This window comes from Xanthomonas sp. NCPPB 1128 (genome assembly GCF_001043115.1).
Taxonomy (GTDB): Bacteria; Pseudomonadota; Gammaproteobacteria; order Xanthomonadales; family Xanthomonadaceae; genus Xanthomonas_A.
This window is the reverse complement of record NZ_LFME01000031.1, coordinates 36,100-53,260: the sequence shown is the minus strand read 5'-3', so window position 1 is coordinate 53,260 and position 17,161 is coordinate 36,100. Positions and strand designations below refer to the sequence as shown.

The following is a 17,161-nucleotide window of genomic DNA, read 5'->3' as shown; positions in this document are numbered from 1 at the left end:
CCGCAGCCGATGCTGTTGCCATTCCCCATTCCCCAGTCTCGAATCGCAGTCGTGCCCGGGTGTAGCCTTGCCCCACCCTGGCGTCCGGCCGGGGTCCACCGCCGCCACAGGAGCCGCTCCATGATCAAGGTCAGCGTGATGTACCCGTACACGCCAGGCGCTCGTTTCGACCATGCCTACTACCGCGATACGCACATGCCGCTGGTACAGGCGCGCATGGGCGCCGCCTGCCTGCGCTACACCGTGGACAAGGGCCTGTCCGGCGGCACCCCCGGCAGCGATCCGACCTACGTCGGCATGTGCCACATCTTCAGCGACTCGGTAGACGCGTTCCAGGCCGGCTTCGGCCCGCATGCCGACGAAATCCTCGGCGACATCAAGAACTACACCGACCTGACGCCGGTGATGCAGATCAGTGAGGTGGTTGTCGGGTAAGGCTCGCTACGCGAGCCGGGATTGGAGATTCGGGAGTAGGGATTCGGACAGCGCGCGGCAGTGTCGGACAGGCAGCTTGGCGCTCTTACGAATCCCGAATCCGCCAATCCCCAATCCCAGCCCTCTACAATGCCGCCCCACTCGCCACACCGTGCCGCCCCGTTGATGAACATCGTTGTCAAAGAAGACCTCAAGGCCTACATCGATCCGCTGACCGCCGACGAGTACGCCGCCCTGGAACGCAGCCTGCTGGCCGAGGGCTGCCGCGATGCGCTGGTGCTGTGGGGCGACATCCTGGTCGACGGGCACAACCGCTACGGCATCTGCCAGAAGCACGGGTTGCCGTTCCAGACCGTGCAGAACACCCGCTTCCAGTCGCTGCAGGACGTGCACCTGTGGATGATCGACCAGCACCTGGGCCGGCGCAGCGTCTCCGATTTCCAGCGCGGCGTGCTGGCGCTGCGCAAGCGCGAGATCCTCGCCGAGCGGCGCGCCAGCGCGACCGCTGCGGACGCGCGCGTGGCCGACGCCGCCGACCCGGATGTCGCTGCCGCCGAGGCCGCGAGCGACACCGATACGCCGCCCTGGGCCGATGCGCCGGCGCCGCTGAGCCGCGCCGAGCTGGCGCGCGTGGCGCGGCTCAGCAACAGCCAGGTGGTGCAGATCGAGAAGATCCAGAAGCAGGCCGCCGCCGAGGTGGTGGAAGCGGTCAAGTCCGGCACGATTTCGATCAATGCCGCCGCCGCGGTGGCCAGCCTGCCCGAGGAGGAACAGCGTGCCGCGGCCATGGCCGGCAAGGACGAACTGAAGCAGGCCGCCAAGCGCGCCCGCGAATCCAAGCGCAAGCCGAAGCAGACGCCGCCGGCCGAGGCCGAGGACGCGGCTCCGACAGCGGACGCCGCTGGCGACGCGACGGCAGCGCTGCGCCAGCGCGTGGCCGCCCTCGAAGCCGAGAACCAGGCGCTGCGCGAGGAAGTGGCGGCGCTGCGCGCGCAGTTGCCGGACTGATCCACGCACACAGGCAAGCCCTGCCCTGGCCGGATACCGGGGCCGCCGCATGCAGCCGCACTCACCGTGCACTGCGTAGACTCGCCGCATGAGCGCGTCTCCCAACCTCGCCCTGCCCCCCGATCCGCGCCGCGCGCAACTGCGGCGCATGAAGCTGCTGGCGGTGCTGTTGCTGCTGGCCATGCTGTGCGGCTTCCTGCTCAGCCATGCCATGGGCCTGCACGGCGTGTGGGCCTGGATCGGTGCCTTCTGCGAAGCGGCCACGGTCGGCGCACTGGCCGACTGGTTCGCGGTGGTGGCGCTGTTCCGGCATCCGCTGGGCCTGCCGATTCCGCACACCGCGATCATCCCGCACGGCAAGGCGCGCATCGCCGACAGCCTGGCGATGTTCGTGCGCGATCAGTTCCTGGAGCCGGGCGCGCTGCTGGCCAAGCTCAGCGCCTTCGATCCCGCGGCACGGCTGGGCCAGTGGCTGGCCGAACCGGCGCAGTCGGCGCGGCTGGCCGATCTTGCCCGCGGCTGGGCGTTGCAGGCACTGGACCTGTTGGACGAAGCCGCGGTGCGGCGTCGCATCCACGGCTTCGTGGTGGCGCGGCTGCGCGACTGGGACGCCGCCGCCACCGCCGGCGAGATCCTCGGCCTGCTCACCGCCGACGGCCGCCACCAGGCGCTGCTCGACGAGGCGCTGACCCGGCTCGGCCGCCACCTGGACGATGCCGCGGTCAAGCAGCGGGTCTCGGCGATGATCGTCAAGTACGCCCGCCGCGAGTGGCCCAAGCTGGTCGGTACCGTGGAGTGGGTGAAGCCGGTCGAGGGCATCGCCGACACCCTCGCCGAGCGCCTGGCGCATGCGCTGCTGGAGGAACTGCAGGACGTGCTGTCGCAGCCGCAGCACCCGCTGCGCCAGGACTACGAGCGCTGGCTCGGCGGCTACGTGCAGCGGCTGCGCGCCGACCCGGCCACCGCCGAGAAAGTGCAGGCGCTGAAGCAGCGACTGATCGAACACCCCGGCGTGCAGGAGTACGTGCAGGGCCTGTGGGACCAGATCCATACCGCGCTGCGCGAGGATCTGTCGCGCCAGGACGGCGCGCTGGTGCAGCACCTGCAGCGCGCCCTTGGCGCGCTCGGCCAGTCGCTGGCGCAGGATCCTGCCCTGCGCGAGGCGCTCAACCAGCACCTGCTCGGCGGCGCCGAGCGGCTGACCCAGCGCCTGCGCAGCGGCGTCACCGAGCACATCGCGCAGACCGTGAAAGGCTGGGACGAACGCCATCTGGTCGAGCAACTGGAACTGAGCGTGGGCCGCGACCTGCAGTACATCCGCTTCAACGGCACGCTGGTCGGCGGGCTGATCGGGCTGGCGCTGCACGCTGCCGTCACGCTGCTTGGCTGAGCGTGGCTGTCGAGGATGCAATGCCCCGCTCGCGCGGTCGGCCAGGCGCCGGCGCACGATGCGATGCGATGCAGACACACCGTGTCGCGGACCGCTTGCCCACGACACACCGTGCCATCCACGCAGCAAGGTGTAGACACGCCTCGGCTCTTTCGCCGGCAGGGCTGGCGCGACCGCACCACCCGCGCTAGCGTTGGGGCACGGCCCGCGGGACGTTCGCCGTCACTGTGAACGCCATTCCGCAACCGGCCGGGGGAGTGCCGATGCGCGTGCCGAACGCGCGTTCGCCAAAGGAAGGGGGAGCATGTCAAAAACACGCCGGACACCTGTCGCCGGCCCTGCGCGACTGGCGCGGCTCGCCGCCCTGGCCGTGCTGGCCGTCGGGTTGCTCGCCGCCCTGCTGATCGCGCACGGCGTGCGAGAACGCAACCGCGCACAGGCGCAGGCGCGCTTCCAGCAACTGGCCTCGCACGTGGCCAGCGATCTGCGGCAACGCCTGGACACGTACGAGCACGGCCTGCGCGGCGCGCGCGGCGCGGTGATTGCGGCCGGTGGCGACCGCATCTCCCGCGCGCGCTTCGCCCGCTACAGCGCCTCGCGCGACTACCCGCGCGAATTCCCCGGGGTGCGCGGCTTCGGCTACATCCAGCGGGTGCCACGCGTCGAGGAGGCCGCGTTCCTGCAGCAGGTGCGCGCCGATGGCGCGCCGTCGTTGCAGATCGGCGAAGTGGCCCCGCACCCCGGCGACCGCTTCGTCATCGTCTACATCCAGCCGATACGCTCCAACAATCCTGCCGAGGGCTTCGACATCGCCTCCGAGCCGGCGCGGCGGACGGCGGCGATGGCCGCGGCGCGCTCGGGCGCGCCCACCATTACCGCGCCAATCCGCCTGGTCCAGGCACCGGGGCTGGGCAACGGCGGCTTCCTGCTGCTGTTGCCGGTCTACCGCGAAGGCCTGCCGCTGCAGACCGCGGAACAGCGCTGGCAAGCCACCAGCGGGTGGGCCTACGCGCCACTGAACATCGCCGAGGTGCTGGCCTCCTCCGACGACCACAGCAACGACCTGCGCCTGAGCCTGGCCGACAGCCGGACCCCGACGCAGCCGTTCTACCGCGACGACGCCACGCCGATGCTGGCCGGCGGCCCCGCCGCCGAGCGCACCCTGTCGGTCTATGGCCGCCAATGGCGGCTCAGCGCGCAGGCCACGCCGGGCTTCGTCCGCTCGCTCGACCAGACCTCACCGCTGTTCGCCGGTGCGCTGGCTGCCGGCATCGCCCTGTTGCTCTCCGCCCTGCTCTACGTCTTCCTGACCAGCCTGCGCCGCCGCGACCTGATCCTGCGCGAGCAGGGCCAACTGGCCGCGCTGGTCGCCGGCACCAGCGAGGCGATCGTCGCCGAGGACCTGCAAGGCCGGGTCACTCACTGGAACCCGGCGGCCATGCGCATCTTCGGCTACACCCCGGAGCAGGCGATCGGCCAGCCGCTGCAACAACTGCTGGGCGCGCAGATCCGCGCCCCGGTCGACAGCGGCGATGGCGTGCGCGAACTGCGCCACCGCGACGGCCACCCGGTCAACGTGCTGGCCAGCGTCTCGCCGATCGTCGGCACTGGCGGCGGCACCATCGGCCATTCGCACCTGCTGCACGACGTCACCGAGCAGGTGCGCGCGCAGGCGCGGGTGCTGGAACTCAACGCCACGCTGGAGCAACAGGTGGCCGAGCGCACCAGCGAACTGGTCACCTATTCGGCGCTGCAGCGCGCGATCCTGGCCAATGCCGGCTACGCGATCGTCGCCACCGACCCGGACGGCGTCATCACCCTGTTCAATCCGGCCGCCGAACTGCTGCTCGGCTATGCCGCGCACGAACTGATCGGACGCAAGGCCACCGGCCTGTTCCTGGATCCGCAGCAACTGAGCGCACGCGCCGAGCGCATGGCCGCGCAATCGGGCATGCCGGTGCAGCCCTCCTTCGAGTCGGTGGCGGCGCTGTCCACGCTGGGGCGCAGCGACACCCGCGAGTGGACCTACCTGAGCAAGGACGGCCATGCCTTCCCGGTGCTGCTCACCCTGAGCACGCTGCGCGACGACGACGACCGGGTGATCGGCTACCTCGGCATCGCCGTCGATCTCACCGAGCAGAAACGCCGCGAGCGCGAGCTGCGCCTGGCCATCGACGCGGCCGAGAGCGCCAACCAGTCCAAGAGCGATTTCCTGGCCAACATGAGCCACGAGATCCGCACGCCGATGAACGCGATCCTGGGCATGCTGTACCTGTTGCGGCACAGCGCCCTGTCGCAGGCGGCGCAGGACATGATCCAGAAGATCGAGCTGTCCGCACGCAACCTGCTGGAGATCATCAACGACATCCTCGACTTCTCCAAGATCGAGTCCGGGCGCATCGACCTGGAATCGGCGCCGTTCGATCTCAACGAGTTGCTGGAGAACATCGCCGCACTGATGACCTCGGCGACCAGCGCCAAGCCGGTGGAGATGATCGTCGAGCCGTTGCCGCCGGGCTGCCGCTGGCTGCGTGGCGATGCGCTGCGCCTGAACCAGGTGCTGATCAACCTGGTGGGCAACGCCATCAAGTTCACCGAACAGGGCGAGGTGGCGCTGTCGGTCCGCGCCTTCCCCGGCGCCGAACCCGGCAAGCTCAAGCTGCTGTTCTCGGTGCGCGACACCGGCATCGGCATCCCGCGCGAGAAGCAGAGCCTGATCTTCTCGCCGTTCCTGCAGGCCGACACCTCCACCAGCCGCCGCTACGGTGGCAGCGGCCTGGGCCTGACCATCAGCCGTCGCCTGGTGGAGCTGATGGGCGGGCAACTGGAAGTGCAGAGCGCACCCGGCCAGGGCAGCGATTTCTACTTCGTCATTCCGTTCGCGGTGGCGCCGGCACCAGCCGCCGAGGCCGAACCGGCGCAGGCGCGGCGGGTGCTGATCGCCGACGACCACGACCTGGTGCGACGCAGCCTGACCGACATCGCCAACGGCTTCGGCTGGCAGGTGGAAGCGGTGTCCAGCGGCACCGCCGCACTGGCCGCGGCCGCGCCGGAACGTGCCGAGTTCGACGTGATCCTGCTGGACTGGCGCATGCCGGACCTGGACGGGCTGAGCGTGGCCCAGCGCATCCGCGCGCAATCGGCGCCGGACCGGCAGCCGATCATCGTCATGGTCACCGCCTACGAGCGGCGGATGATCCAGGAGCAGCAGCCTGGCGTCGCCGACGTGGATGCGGTGATGACCAAGCCGGTCACCGCCTCGGCCCTGCAGCGCACCATCGGCATGCTGCTGGCGCGCCGCAACGGCGACCATCCCGCGCCGCAGCCCGGCGACGGCGTCGCACGCCTGGCCGGCGCACGCTTGCTGGTGGTCGACGACAGCGACATCAACCGCGAGGTCGCGCAGCGCATCCTCGAAGGCGAAGGCGCGCTGGTCGACCTGGCGCAGGACGGCGCGCAGGCGCTGCAGCGGCTGCGCCGCGATCCCGGCCGCTTCCACGTGGTGCTGATGGACGTGCAGATGCCGACCATGGACGGCTACGAAGCCACCCGGCAACTGCGCGCCGATCCGGAACTGGCGGCCGTACCGGTGATCGCCCTCACCGCCGGCGCCTATCGCCAGCAGCAAGAACTGGCGCTGTCCAGCGGCATGAACGACTTCATCGCCAAACCGTTCCAGGTCGAGGAACTGATCGCGGTCATCCGCCGTTTCCTGCCGCCGAACCTGGCCGCGCTGCCGCTGCTGCCGCTTGCCCCGCCCCCGTCCGCGCTGCCGGCGGACGACTGGCCGATCAGCGATCCGGCGTTGCTCGATACCGTCCAGGCGCAGCGGCTATGGGGCGAGCGCGATCCGTATCGACGCTATCTGCTGAAGCTGCTGCAGGAGTATCCCGATCCAGCGGCGAGCGTCCGTACCCTGCTGGAGACGCAGCGGCTGGCCGAGGCCATCTCCCTGGCGCACAAGTTGCGCGGTTCGGCCGGATCGCTGGCATTGCCAGCGTTGAGCGTCGCCAGCGCCGCCCTCGAAGAACGGTTGAGCACGGCGCCGACGCAGGCGCAAGCCGAGATCGCCGCGCTGGCCGCGGCGATGGCCGATACCGCCGCCGAAGTGCTGCGCTTCGCCGACGCCACGCAGGTCCCGACGACACCCGCGGCAACAAGCGGCACGGCGGTGGACCCGGCGACACTGCAGGCGTCCTGGTATCAGGTGCTGCAGGTGCTGGACAGCGACGACCCGGACCGCATCGAGCAGACGCTACGGCAACTGGCGCCTGTCCTGCCGCCGGCGCAAACGGCCGAGCTGCAGCAGTTGCTGGAGAACTTTTCCTTCCGCGAGGCCGAGGCCAACGTCAGGCGATGGCTGGCCGATGCACACGATTGAGCGCGCGTAACGAGAGATCACCATGACCCTGCCGTGCATTCTCTGTGTCGACGACGAACCCAGCAACCTGGCGCTGATCCGGCAGCTGCTGCGCGAGGACTACGCGCTGGTGTTCGCCAAGAACGGCGCCGAAGCCTTGCGCGGGGTGGCCAAGCACCGCCCGGCGCTGATCCTGCTGGACGTGGACCTGCCCGACATCGACGGCTACACCCTCGCCCGCACCCTCAAGGAAGATCCGCGCAGCGCGACGATCCCGATCATCTTCGTCACCGGCAAGGACAAGGACACCGACGAGAGCATCGGGTTCGACGCCGGCGGCGTCGACTACATCACCAAGCCGTACTCGCCGAGCATCCTGCGCGCACGCGTGCGCACCCACCTGTCACTGGTCAGCGCCACCAGCCTCGCCGACAGCCACCGCGACGCGATCGAGATGCTGGGCATGGCCGGCCACTACAGCGACTCGGATACCGGCACCCACATCTGGCGCATGGCCGCCTATGCCCGCGCGCTGGCGCTGGCCGCCGGCTGGTCGCGCGAGGACGCCGACCTGCTGGAGCAGGCCGCGCCGATGCACGACACCGGCAAGATCGGCATCCCCGATGCGGTGCTGAAGAAGCCCGGGCCGCTGGATGCCACCGAGTGGCAGGTGATGAAGCGGCATCCGCGGATCGGCTACGACATCCTCAGCCGCAGCAGCGCGCCGCTGTTCCGCCTCGCCGCCGAGGTCTCCCTGTACCACCACGAGCACTGGGACGGCGGCGGCTACCCGGCCGGCGTCTCCGGCACGCAGATTCCCGAATCGGCGCGCATCGTGGCGCTGGCCGACGTGTTCGATGCGCTGACCTCGCCGCGCCCGTACAAGGACGCGTGGCCGCTGGAACAGGCAATGGCGCTGTTCCGCGACAAGGCCGGCAGCCAGTTCGAGCCGCGCCTGGTGCAGTTGTTCGAGGCGATCCTGCCGCAGATCCTGCAGATCCAGCACTACTGGAACGAGCGCGAGGCGGAGGAAGACCCGCCGCAACGCGGCAAGGCGCAGGCCACGCTGCGGCATCACGGCAGCTGATACAAGCCCCTCTCCCCCCCCGGGAGAGGGGTTGGGTGAGGGGACGGCGCGAAGCGACTCGCAGAGATTGAGGACGCGAGGCTTCGCCCGTCCCCTCATCCGCCCCTTCTGGCACCTTCTCCCGGATGGAGAGGAACAGCGCACTACGCTCCGCGACGGGCGTTACCGGTAACGCCCATCGCGGCCGAAGCTGCTCCTACAGAAAGACACACGAGGCACCGCTTTTCAGCGCCGCTGCAGGCGCCAGGCGCGGTGGATGCGCGGGTTGCGCTCGAAATCGGCGTCGATGGTCTGCGCGCTGATCTCCTCGCACACCGCGAACTCGGCCAGCGCGTTCTCGTCCAGCTTGAAGCGGCGGAAATTGTTGGAGAAGTACAGCACGCCCTCGGGCATCAGCCGCGCCACCGCCGCGCGCAACAGCCGCACGTGCTCGCGCTGGATGTCGAAATCCTCGGCGCGCGCGGAGTTGGAGAAGGTCGGCGGGTCGCAGAAGATCACGTCGTAGCGGTTCTTCTCCGCCTCCAGCCAGCTCAGCGCGTCGGCCTGCACCAGCCGGTGCTGGGCGCCGCCCTTGCCGTTGAACGCCAGGTTGTCGGCGCACCACTGCAGGTAGGTGCCGGACAGGTCCACGCTGGTGGTGGAATCGGCGCCGGCCACCGCTGCCTGCACGCTGGCCACGCCGGTGTAGCAGAACAGGTTGAGGAAACGCTTGCCGCGCGCCTGCTGCGCCATCACGCCGCGCAGCGGGCGGTGGTCGAGGAACAGCCCGGTATCCAGGTAGTCGAACAGGTTCACCCGCAGCAGTGCGTCGTGCTCGCGCACCACCAGGAACTCGCCGCGCTGCTCGAAACGACCGTACTTGCTGCCGCCCTTGCCACGCTCGCGGGTCTTCAGCGCCACCTGTTCGGCCGGCACCGCGAACACCTCGCGCGCGGCGGCCAGCAATTCGTTGCGGCGGCGGCGCACGTCCGCGTCGGGAATGCTGTCCGGCGCCGCGTACTCCTGCACGTGCAGGAAGGTACGCGCCTGGCCGCCGTCCTCCTGGTACACGTCGATCGCCGCCGCGTACTCGGGTAGGTCGGCATCGTAGGCGCGATAACAGTCGATGCGCTCGCGCGTGCACCAGGTCTTGAACTTGCGCAGGTTCTTGCGCAGGCGGTTGGCGACCATCTGCGCGCCATCGCTGAGTGCGCGTGGTTCCTCCGTGGCGCCGGCCCGTGGCGCGACCGCGATCGGGTCGCAGACGATCAACGGGCACTCCAGCGCACCGTTGAACATCTGGTACTTCTTGGCTGCGCGCAGGCCGGTGGCATAGGCCAGTTCGTCGCTGCCGCACAGCAGGCTGGCGCGCCATTGCGGCACCGCGCGCTTGAGCGCATCGCCCAGGCGCCGGTACAGCGCCGCGTCGGCGGCCAGGCGCTCGTCGTAGGGCGGGTTGCACACCACCGTGCCCAACGCCTGCGCCGGCGCAAGCAACGCGGCGACGTCGTGCACGGCGAAGGCGATCGCCTCGACCACGCCCGCGGCCAGCGCGTTCTCGCGCGCCGCGCGCAGCGCATGCGGGTCGATGTCGCTGCCGTACAGCACCGGCCGCAACGCGGCGCGACCGGTCTGGGCACGCTGCCGCGCCTCGGCCAGCAGCGTGCGCCATGCCGCCAAGTCGAACCCCAACCAGCGGCTCGGCGTGGCGTCGGCATCGGCGTCGCCGCGCTGCTGCGCCGCCTGTTCGCCGCGCAGCAGGCCCGGCGCGACATCAGCGGCCATCAGCGCGCCTTCGATCAGCAGCGTACCGCTGCCGCACATCGGATCCAGCAGCCCGCCGCCCTGTGCATACAGCGCCGGCCACTGCCCGCGCAGCAGCACCGCCGCGGCCAGGTTCTCCTTCAGCGGCGCCTCGTTCTGCGCCTGGCGCCAGCCGCGCCGGTGCAGCGAGCCGCCGCCCAGGTCCACCGACAGCGTGGCGCGGCCCTTGCGCAGCGACAGATTGAGGCGCAGGTCCGGGTGCTCCACGTCCACCGAGGGCCGTTCCAGGCCCTCGCCGCGCAGCGTGTCCACCACTGCGTCCTTGACCCGCTGCGCGGCGAAGCGCGCGTGGGTGATGCCGGTGCCGGACACATGCGCGTCCACCGCCAGGGTGTGCTGCGGCGCCAGATGGCTGCGCCATGGCAGCGCCGCGACGCCGGCGTACAGCGCCGCCTGGTCCGGGCAGTCGAAGGACTGCAACGGCCACAGCACGCGGCTGGCCAGGCGCGACCACAGCACCGCGCGCTGCGCGTCCTGCAGGGTGCCCTCGGCATTGACCCCGGCAACAGTGGCAGTGGCCTGGGCCACGCCGAGCGCGAGCAGCTCATCGACGAGCAGATATTCCAGGCCCTTGGCGCAGGAGACGAAGAATTTCACGGGATTCGGACCACAACGGACGGGAGAAGGGCGCGACGGGCGCTGCGGCCACATGGGCCATCAGGGCGCACGGCAGACTGCGGGCGGTGCGCAGCGCCTGCGGCGGCGCCGGTGCCGGTTGCCGCGGAATGCGCGACGGAAGGCAACCGCATGCCGTCGAAACGCCGCGCAGAATAGCACAGCGCCGCGACCGCCCCGCCCCATCCCGGCGCCGCTGCAGCGCAAGGCCCGCATTCAATCCGTCGCCGCGCTGCCCCGTGCCTTCAGGACCGTTCCGTCGCGGCCGACCCAACATTGCTGCAGATGGTTCGCACGCGCGAGGCGCTGCAGCCGCGACGGCTGCGCCAGATGCTGCATGAACGCGTCATAGCTGGCCAGGCTCTGCTGCATCAGCCATGAGGGCCGCGGCAACACGAACACCCACGGCGTGCGGACCGGCAAGCTGCGCAGCACCAGGGCCGGGTCGCCCTCGGCCCCGGCGGGCGTCAGCGGCCAGTGCGCACGCACGAATGCGCTGTCGATCGCCCCGTCCTGCGGCAGTCCCTGCTCCGCTCCGTCCAGCGCATCGTCCAGCACGTAACGCGCGCCGTGCTGCTTGAGCACGCCGCCGTTGAGCAGCAGGAACCCCTGCCATTGCCGCAGCAGTTGCAGGAACGGAAAGGCCTGCAGCGGCGCGGTGGTGCCGTCGGCGGCTTGCAGCAAGCGTTCGGCGTGCACGCTGAAGCCATGCAACCACTGCAAGATCTGCTTGAACGTGGTCGGCAACGCCACCAGCCTTTCGCACAGCGGCAGGTGGAACGGAAAATGCCCACTCGCCGGCGTCCACAACGTGGCGGTCAGCGACTGCAGGAACGAGGCATCCCGGTCGACCTCCTTCGGCAGCGGATAGCGCTGCGCGAAAGCCGTCTCGAAAAAATCGGCAGGCAGCGAGAAACGGGTCGCGTCGCACAGCGCCAGCGCGGCCTCAATATCGCGCCTCAGCGCGCCCAGATGCGGTGACATGGATGTCCAGATTATCGGTCGATCAGGCGATGCGGGAATCCTGCCCGGTTGCGCGCAGCGCGGCCAGCGCCAGGCGCTACCGCCAATGGCGCGGACCGGCGACACGCCCTCAATGCGAGGCGACAAAGGCCGCGCCAGGCATGGCCGGCGGCACCGCGAAATCGGCGCGCAGGCGCCGTGCCTCCGCCATCGGTGGCCGGCCGAACAGACGTTTGAACTCGCGGGTGAACTGCGATGGGCTCTCATACCCCACCGCGTGACCGGCGGCCGCGGCGGTCATGCCCTCGCGTGCCATCAGCAGGCGTGCCTGGTGCAGGCGGATCGACTTCAGATACTGCATCGGCGCGACCTGAGTGACCGCCTTGAAATGCGCATGGAACGACGCAGTGCTCATCCCCGCCTCGCGCGCCAGCTGCGCGACGTCGAGCCGCCGGGCATGATCGCGATGGATGCGTTGCAGGGCGCGACCGATGCGGCCGAAGTGGCCTTGCTGGGCCAAGGCTGCGCGCAGCCCGTGGCCTTGCGGCCCGGTCAGCACGCGGAAGTACAGCTCGCGCACGAGCGCGCGGCCGAGGATCGCCGCGTCCAGCGGGCGGCTCAGCGCCTGCAGCAGGCGCTGCACGATCTGTCGCATGGTGTCGTCCATCGGGCTGGACAGCATGCTCGCCGGCGCCTGCGCCAGCGGCACCGGACCGGCCTGGTCGAGCTCGACCAGCAGCCCCGCCGCGAGCTGGAAGTCCAGATGCAGGTACAGCGCCAGCAACGGCCGCTCCGCGCTGCCGTCGGACTGCATGGTGAAGGGCACCGGGACGGCGACGGACAGATAGTGCTGCTCGTCGTAGACGAACACCGACTCCCCAAAATGGCCACGCTTGGCGCCCTGGCAGACGATGACGATGCCCGGGTCGTACAGCACTGGCGTCTCGGTCAGCGGCCGGTCCGAACGCAGCACCCGCACATCCGGCAACGCGGTCAGGTTGTAGCCCTCCTGCGGCGCCAGCGCGCGCAGCAGGTCCACGGAACTGGCGGCAGCAGTCATAGAAACAGGCAAGGATTGCAGAGATCGCGGCATCGGCGCAGCGCATCGATCATCGCATCATTCGCCGCTCATCCCCATCAGGAGCGTGCCATGGCACAGCAGAAGACCTTGCTCATTACCGGCGTCAGCAGCGGCTTCGGCCGCGCGCTGGCCCAGGCGGCACTGGCGGCCGGACATCGGGTCGTCGGCACCGTGCGCAGCGCGCAGGCGCGGCAGGAGGTCGAGGCGCTGGGCGCCGGGGCAGCCGGCCGCGTGCTGGACGTCACCGACGTCGACGCCATTCCCGGCATCGTCGCCGAGATCGAAGCCACGGTCGGGCTGCTGGACGTGCTGGTCAACAATGCCGGCTACGGCCACGAGGGGATCCTGGAGGAATCGCCGCTGGAGGCCCTGCGTCGCCAACTCGAGGTCAACGTGGTCGGCGCCGTGGCGATGATGAAGGCCGTCCTGCCCTATATGCGGCAGCGACGCCGCGGCCACATCGTCAACATCACCTCGATGGGTGGCTTCATCACCCTACCCGGCATCGCTTACTACTGCGGCAGCAAATTCGCATTGGAGGGCATTTCCGAGGCGCTGGGACAGGAGGTCGCCGCGCTGGGCATCCACGTGACGGCGGTGGCGCCCGGGTCGTTCCGCACCGACTGGGCGGGCCGTTCGATGGTCAGGACGCCGCGCAGCATCGCCGACTACGACGCGCTGTTCGATCCGATCCGCGACGCCCGCCGGGCCAAGAGCGGCCACCAGCTCGGCGACCCGGACAAGGCCGCCCAGGCCATGCTGGCGTTGATCGATGCGCCCGCGCCGCCGGCGCACCTGCTGCTGGGCAGCGACGCGCTGGCCCTAGTGCGTGACAAGCTCGACTGCCTGAAGGCGGACATCGCCGCATGGGAGGCGGTGAGCCGTTCCACCGATGCCTGAGCGGCAGCCGCCGCGCCGGCTCTGCGACGTGCAACGTCGGCAACAGCACGGCATCGATGAAGGCGGCAGGCTGCGCAAATCACCGCGCCGAGGGGCTGATGCTGTCGCCGCCCTCCCCCGCCCGCCGCTCGCCGCACCGTGCCCGGCGGCCGACACGTCGACGGCAGCGCATGCCACTCACCACGGCGTCAGCCGCCACGCTTCGGCATCGGCCTGCAAACGCTGCTGCAGGCGCAGCGTGTCCAGGAACTCCGCATCGTGCGACACCACCAGCAGCGCGCCGGGATACTGCAGCAGCACCGCGCGCAACGCGTCGCGGGCCTCGCGGTCCAGGTGATTGTCCGGCTCGTCCAGCAACAGCAGTTCGGCCGGCGGTGTGCGGTAGAAGGCGCAGGCCAGCGCGGTCTTCAGCCGTTCGCCACCGCTGAGCTGGCCGCATGCCACGCCGATGCGCGGCGCGTCCAGGCCGAGCAAGGCCAGCCGCATGCGCAGCTCGGCGAGCGCGAGGCCCGGCGCTACCGCCTGCACCTGCGCCAGCGCGGTGGCGGCCGGGTCCAGCGACGCCAACGACTGATCCAGGTAGGCGCTGGCGGCGTGCACCCGGCAGGTGCCGGACAGCGCCGCCACCTGCCCGGCCAGCGCGCGCAGCAGGGTCGACTTGCCGCTGCCGTTGGCCCCGACCACGCCGATCCGTGCGCCGCCGTGCACCACCAGATCCAGCGGCTGCCGCGTCGCCGGCGCGAACGGCAGTTGCAGCGCCTGCAGCTCGACCAGACGGCGGCTGGCCGCATCGGTCGGCGGCGGCGCGAACAGCGCCACCGGCGCCTCGGGCTGCACCTGGCGCACGGCCTCGGCGATCCGCGCCAGGCTGCGCGCCTGCGTGGCCTGGTGGTCGCGTAGGCGCTTGCCGGCGCTGTCCTGGCTGCGCTGCTTCTGCCGGCCGAGCAGGATCGGCGCCTGGTTGGCCGTACCGGCCTGCTGTCGGCCGCGCGCACTGCGCCGCTGCTGTCGATCGTGCTGCGCCTGCCAGGCGGCGCTATCGCGCGCGTGTTGCAGCTTGTGCTGCGCCAGTTCGGCCTGCGCGGCGTCGCGCTCGCGTGCCCGGCACTGCAGGTAGAACGCGTAGTCGCCGCCGTAGTCGCGCAGCCCGCCAGGCGACAGTTCCAGCGTGCGCTGCATGTCCTGCAGCAGCAGCGCATCGTGGCTGATCACCAGCAGGCCGCCCGGCCAGCGCTGCAGCGCCTCGCGCAGGCGCTGCCGCTGCGCCGCGTCCAGGTGCAGGGTCGGCTCGTCCAGGATCAACACGTCGGCATCGGCCAGCCAGGCGCCGATCAATGCCACCCGCATCGCTTCGCCGCCGCTGAGCGTGGCGGCCAGTCGTTGCGGCTCCAACGCGCCCAGGTCGTGCGCGTGCAGTTGCGCCTGCAGGCGCTGGGCGATGTCCCAGCGCTCGCCGAGCGCGTCGAAATCCGCCACGTCGGCACTACCGGCCTCGATCCGTGCCAACGCCCGCAACGCCGCGCCCACGCCGGCCAGGTCGGCGACCGTGGCGTGCGGCGCCGGCGCGATCTGCTGCGGCACGTAATGCAGGCGGCCGTGGCGCACGCAGCGTCCGGCGCTGGGCGTCAGTTCGCCAGCGAGCAGGCGCGCGAACACGCTCTTGCCGACGCCGTTGCGCCCGACCAGGCCGGTGCGGCGCGCATCGAGCGCGAAGTGCAGATCGGAAAACAGGATCCTGCCGTCGGGCAGAACATGGGTTGCGCTGTCCAGCGCAAGCAGCGGATGCGTCATGGGAACCTCCATGGATGCCGGTCGTGCCCGCCGAGAGATCGGCAGGAAGGACGAAGGCCGTCGCGAAGACGGCGGCATCAATGGCGCATCGGCGGAGTTCCTCGATTGGTGGGACGCGAGACGATGCTAGCGCACCCTGGCCGCGACGGGCCACGGTGCGCCGTGCTGGCTCAGGCCGCGGACAGGAACGCCGCGTGGTAGTCCACCTCGGCCATCGGCGGCAGGCGCTCGCCAAAGGCCAGCGCCTGGAAGTACTCCGCCGGCACGCCCGGCAGGGTCAATCCGGGTTCCGGGCGGAAGCCGAAGCGCGCGTAGTACGTCGGGTCGCCCAAGACCACGCAGCCGGCCGCACCCAGCGCCTGCAGCTGCGCCAGCGCCTCGCGCACCAGCCATGCGCCCAGGCCCTGCCGTTGGTGTCCTGGCCCCACCGACAGCGGCCCCAGGCCGTACCAGTCACGGCTGCCGTCGGACAGGCGCACCGGCGACACCGCAACGTGGCCGACGATGTAGCCCTCGTGCTCGATCACCAGCGACAGGGTCAGCGCGCCGTCCGCGCGCAGCCGTTCGATGATGTCCTGCTCGTCATGGCGGCTGTGCGCCACGCGGAAGAAGGCGACCAGGGTCAGCGCCTCGATCGCTGCCGCGTCGGCCGGCCGCTCGGCGCGCAGCAGCATGTCGTTGCCGGAAGCGCTCACAGGCGCTCCAGCAACTCGGCGAAGGCCTGCGCCGAGGTCGCCACGTGCTCGCCCAGGCGATGGGTGTCGTCGACCAGCAGCAGCCGCGCGGCACGCGCCTGCGCCCAGGCGATCACCTCGCTCGCGGGAATCAGTTCGTCCCGCCATGCGTGCACCACCGAGATCGGCACCGCTGCCGCATCCAGCGCCGGCATGTGGCCCATCCGCGTCGGCGGCACCATCAGGAACAGGCCGCGCACCGGCACGTGCAGCGACACCTGCGCGGCGATGTAGGCGCCGAGGCTGGACCCGGCCAGTACCAGCGGCCCGCGTTGCGCCGCCGCCTGCGCCAGATCGAGCAGACGCTGCAGGCGCGTCGGCACGTCGCCGAGCGGGCTGATGTCGCGGCGCGCGTCCAGGTCGGTGTAGTCCGGGCGCGAGTGGCTCCAGCCCAGGCGTTGCGCGACTTCGGCCAGCGCAGTCACCTTGATCGCGTCCGGCCCGCTCTCGAAGCCGTGCGAGAGGATGCAATGGCCGCGGCTCACAGCGCCACCACCGCATCGCCCAGGCGCAGCGTGCCGCCCTGCACGATGCGCGCGCACAGGCCGCCGTGGCCGCGCATGGCGTTGTAGCCGCCCGGCCCCAGCGCCTGCTCCATGCGCGAGCACGGATCGCACGGCGCAATGCCTTCCAGCTCGATCTCGCCGATGCGGAAGCGGCGCCCCTTCAGCGCGATCAGCGGGATACCAGACACCACCACATTGCGCCGCAGCGTCGCCGGCGCCACCGCGGCATGCCCGGCCAGCGCGGCGATCGCCAGCAGGTGTTCAGCCTGGATCAGGGTCACACCGCGCTTGCCGTTGCTGCCGGCGTAGCGGTCGCCGAACAGGCCGCCCTCGGCATGCGCCACGGCGGCCTCGACTTCGAGCATCGGCACATCGCGTGCCGGGCGCAGGCCGATCCAATCCACGCGTCCGGCGCGCGGCAGTGTGGCCAGCAGGGTCGCCAGCGGGCTTTCGGAATTCAGGGTCATCGGCGAATGCTAGCATCCGCG

13 protein-coding genes are annotated in these 17,161 nt (G+C 70.7%); 6 read left to right on the top strand and 7 right to left on the bottom strand.

What is annotated here, in order from left to right:
- The first annotated feature begins 120 nt into the window (after positions 1–120).
- The 5 genes from ACP93_RS16980 to ACP93_RS16960 all read left to right on the top strand — a co-directional run bounded on the left by ACP93_RS16980 (position 121) and on the right by ACP93_RS16960 (position 8,280).
- Positions 121–435 (top strand): EthD family reductase, encoded by a 315-nt coding sequence (locus ACP93_RS16980; RefSeq protein ID WP_048491843.1) that lies wholly within the window; start codon positions 121–123, stop codon positions 433–435.
- Positions 436–600: 165 nt separating this feature from the next.
- Positions 601–1,443, top strand: a complete 843-nt coding sequence (locus ACP93_RS16975) for a ParB N-terminal domain-containing protein (protein WP_048491842.1) — start codon at positions 601–603, stop codon at positions 1,441–1,443.
- A 148-nt stretch (positions 1,444–1,591) separates the two neighbouring features.
- Complete coding sequence (locus ACP93_RS16970) at positions 1,592–2,833, top strand: DUF445 domain-containing protein (RefSeq protein WP_053069787.1); 1,242 nt, start codon at positions 1,592–1,594, stop codon at positions 2,831–2,833.
- Positions 2,834–3,137: 304 nt separating this feature from the next.
- The gene (locus ACP93_RS16965; protein WP_048491840.1) at positions 3,138–7,214 is read left to right on the top strand and encodes a CHASE domain-containing hybrid sensor histidine kinase/response regulator; all 4,077 of its coding nucleotides are present in this window, start codon (positions 3,138–3,140) and stop codon (positions 7,212–7,214) included.
- A 22-nt stretch (positions 7,215–7,236) separates the two neighbouring features.
- Positions 7,237–8,280 carry a response regulator gene (locus ACP93_RS16960; protein WP_048491839.1) on the top strand — a complete coding sequence of 348 codons (1,044 nt, stop codon included), beginning with the start codon at positions 7,237–7,239 and terminating at the stop codon, positions 8,278–8,280.
- A gap of 225 nt (positions 8,281–8,505) precedes the next feature.
- Here the strand turns inward: ACP93_RS16960 and rlmKL are convergent, their stop codons facing one another.
- From rlmKL to ACP93_RS16945, 3 genes are all read right to left on the bottom strand, one after another.
- Positions 8,506–10,680 carry a bifunctional 23S rRNA (guanine(2069)-N(7))-methyltransferase RlmK/23S rRNA (guanine(2445)-N(2))-methyltransferase RlmL gene (rlmKL, locus tag ACP93_RS16955; RefSeq protein ID WP_048491838.1) on the bottom strand — a complete coding sequence of 725 codons (2,175 nt, stop codon included), beginning with the start codon at positions 10,678–10,680 and terminating at the stop codon, positions 8,506–8,508.
- A gap of 234 nt (positions 10,681–10,914) precedes the next feature.
- A complete protein-coding gene (locus ACP93_RS16950) occupies positions 10,915–11,682 on the bottom strand; it encodes a hypothetical protein (RefSeq protein ID WP_048491837.1) in 768 nt (255 codons plus the stop codon).
- 109 nt (positions 11,683–11,791) lie between these two features.
- Positions 11,792–12,721 carry an AraC family transcriptional regulator gene (locus ACP93_RS16945; protein ID WP_053069786.1) on the bottom strand — a complete coding sequence of 310 codons (930 nt, stop codon included), beginning with the start codon at positions 12,719–12,721 and terminating at the stop codon, positions 11,792–11,794.
- Positions 12,722–12,811: 90 nt separating this feature from the next.
- Between ACP93_RS16945 and ACP93_RS16940 the strand changes: the two genes are divergently transcribed.
- On the top strand, positions 12,812–13,642 hold the full coding sequence (locus ACP93_RS16940; protein ID WP_048491835.1) for an oxidoreductase: 831 nt from the start codon (positions 12,812–12,814) through the stop codon (positions 13,640–13,642).
- A gap of 177 nt (positions 13,643–13,819) precedes the next feature.
- Here ACP93_RS16940 and ACP93_RS16935 read toward each other — a convergent pair whose 3' ends face one another.
- From ACP93_RS16935 to ACP93_RS16920, 4 genes are all read right to left on the bottom strand, one after another.
- Complete coding sequence (locus ACP93_RS16935; RefSeq protein ID WP_048491834.1) at positions 13,820–15,433, bottom strand: ABC-F family ATP-binding cassette domain-containing protein; 1,614 nt, start codon at positions 15,431–15,433, stop codon at positions 13,820–13,822.
- A gap of 170 nt (positions 15,434–15,603) precedes the next feature.
- Positions 15,604–16,107 (bottom strand): GNAT family N-acetyltransferase, encoded by a 504-nt coding sequence (locus ACP93_RS16930; protein WP_048491857.1) that lies wholly within the window; start codon positions 16,105–16,107, stop codon positions 15,604–15,606.
- A gap of 17 nt (positions 16,108–16,124) precedes the next feature.
- Entirely contained in the window at positions 16,125–16,652 is a 528-nt protein-coding gene (locus tag ACP93_RS16925) for an alpha/beta fold hydrolase (protein ID WP_048491833.1), read from the bottom strand.
- The gene (locus ACP93_RS16920) at positions 16,649–17,140 is read right to left on the bottom strand and encodes an MOSC domain-containing protein (protein ID WP_048491832.1); all 492 of its coding nucleotides are present in this window, start codon (positions 17,138–17,140) and stop codon (positions 16,649–16,651) included. The genes ACP93_RS16925 and ACP93_RS16920 overlap by 4 nt, the downstream gene beginning before the upstream one ends.
- Positions 17,141–17,161 lie beyond the last annotated feature (21 nt).

Bases quoted from the DNA above. Each gene is read 5' to 3' on its own strand.
- ACP93_RS16980 (WP_048491843.1), top strand. From the start codon at position 121: ATGATCAAGGTCAGCGTGATGTACCCGTACACGCCAGGCGCTCGTTTC.
- ACP93_RS16975 (WP_048491842.1), top strand. From the start codon at position 601: ATGAACATCGTTGTCAAAGAAGACCTCAAGGCCTACATCGATCCGCTG.
- ACP93_RS16970 (WP_053069787.1), top strand. From the start codon at position 1,592: ATGAAGCTGCTGGCGGTGCTGTTGCTGCTGGCCATGCTGTGCGGCTTC.
- ACP93_RS16965 (WP_048491840.1), top strand. From the start codon at position 3,138: ATGTCAAAAACACGCCGGACACCTGTCGCCGGCCCTGCGCGACTGGCG.
- ACP93_RS16960 (WP_048491839.1), top strand. From the start codon at position 7,237: ATGACCCTGCCGTGCATTCTCTGTGTCGACGACGAACCCAGCAACCTG.
- ACP93_RS16950 (WP_048491837.1), bottom strand. From the start codon at position 11,682: ATGTCACCGCATCTGGGCGCGCTGAGGCGCGATATTGAGGCCGCGCTG.
- ACP93_RS16945 (WP_053069786.1), bottom strand. From the start codon at position 12,721: ATGACTGCTGCCGCCAGTTCCGTGGACCTGCTGCGCGCGCTGGCGCCG.
- ACP93_RS16940 (WP_048491835.1), top strand. From the start codon at position 12,812: ATGGCACAGCAGAAGACCTTGCTCATTACCGGCGTCAGCAGCGGCTTC.
- ACP93_RS16935 (WP_048491834.1), bottom strand. From the start codon at position 15,433: ATGACGCATCCGCTGCTTGCGCTGGACAGCGCAACCCATGTTCTGCCC.
- ACP93_RS16930 (WP_048491857.1), bottom strand. From the start codon at position 16,107: ATGCTGCTGCGCGCCGAGCGGCCGGCCGACGCGGCAGCGATCGAGGCG.
- ACP93_RS16920 (WP_048491832.1), bottom strand. From the start codon at position 17,140: ATGACCCTGAATTCCGAAAGCCCGCTGGCGACCCTGCTGGCCACACTG.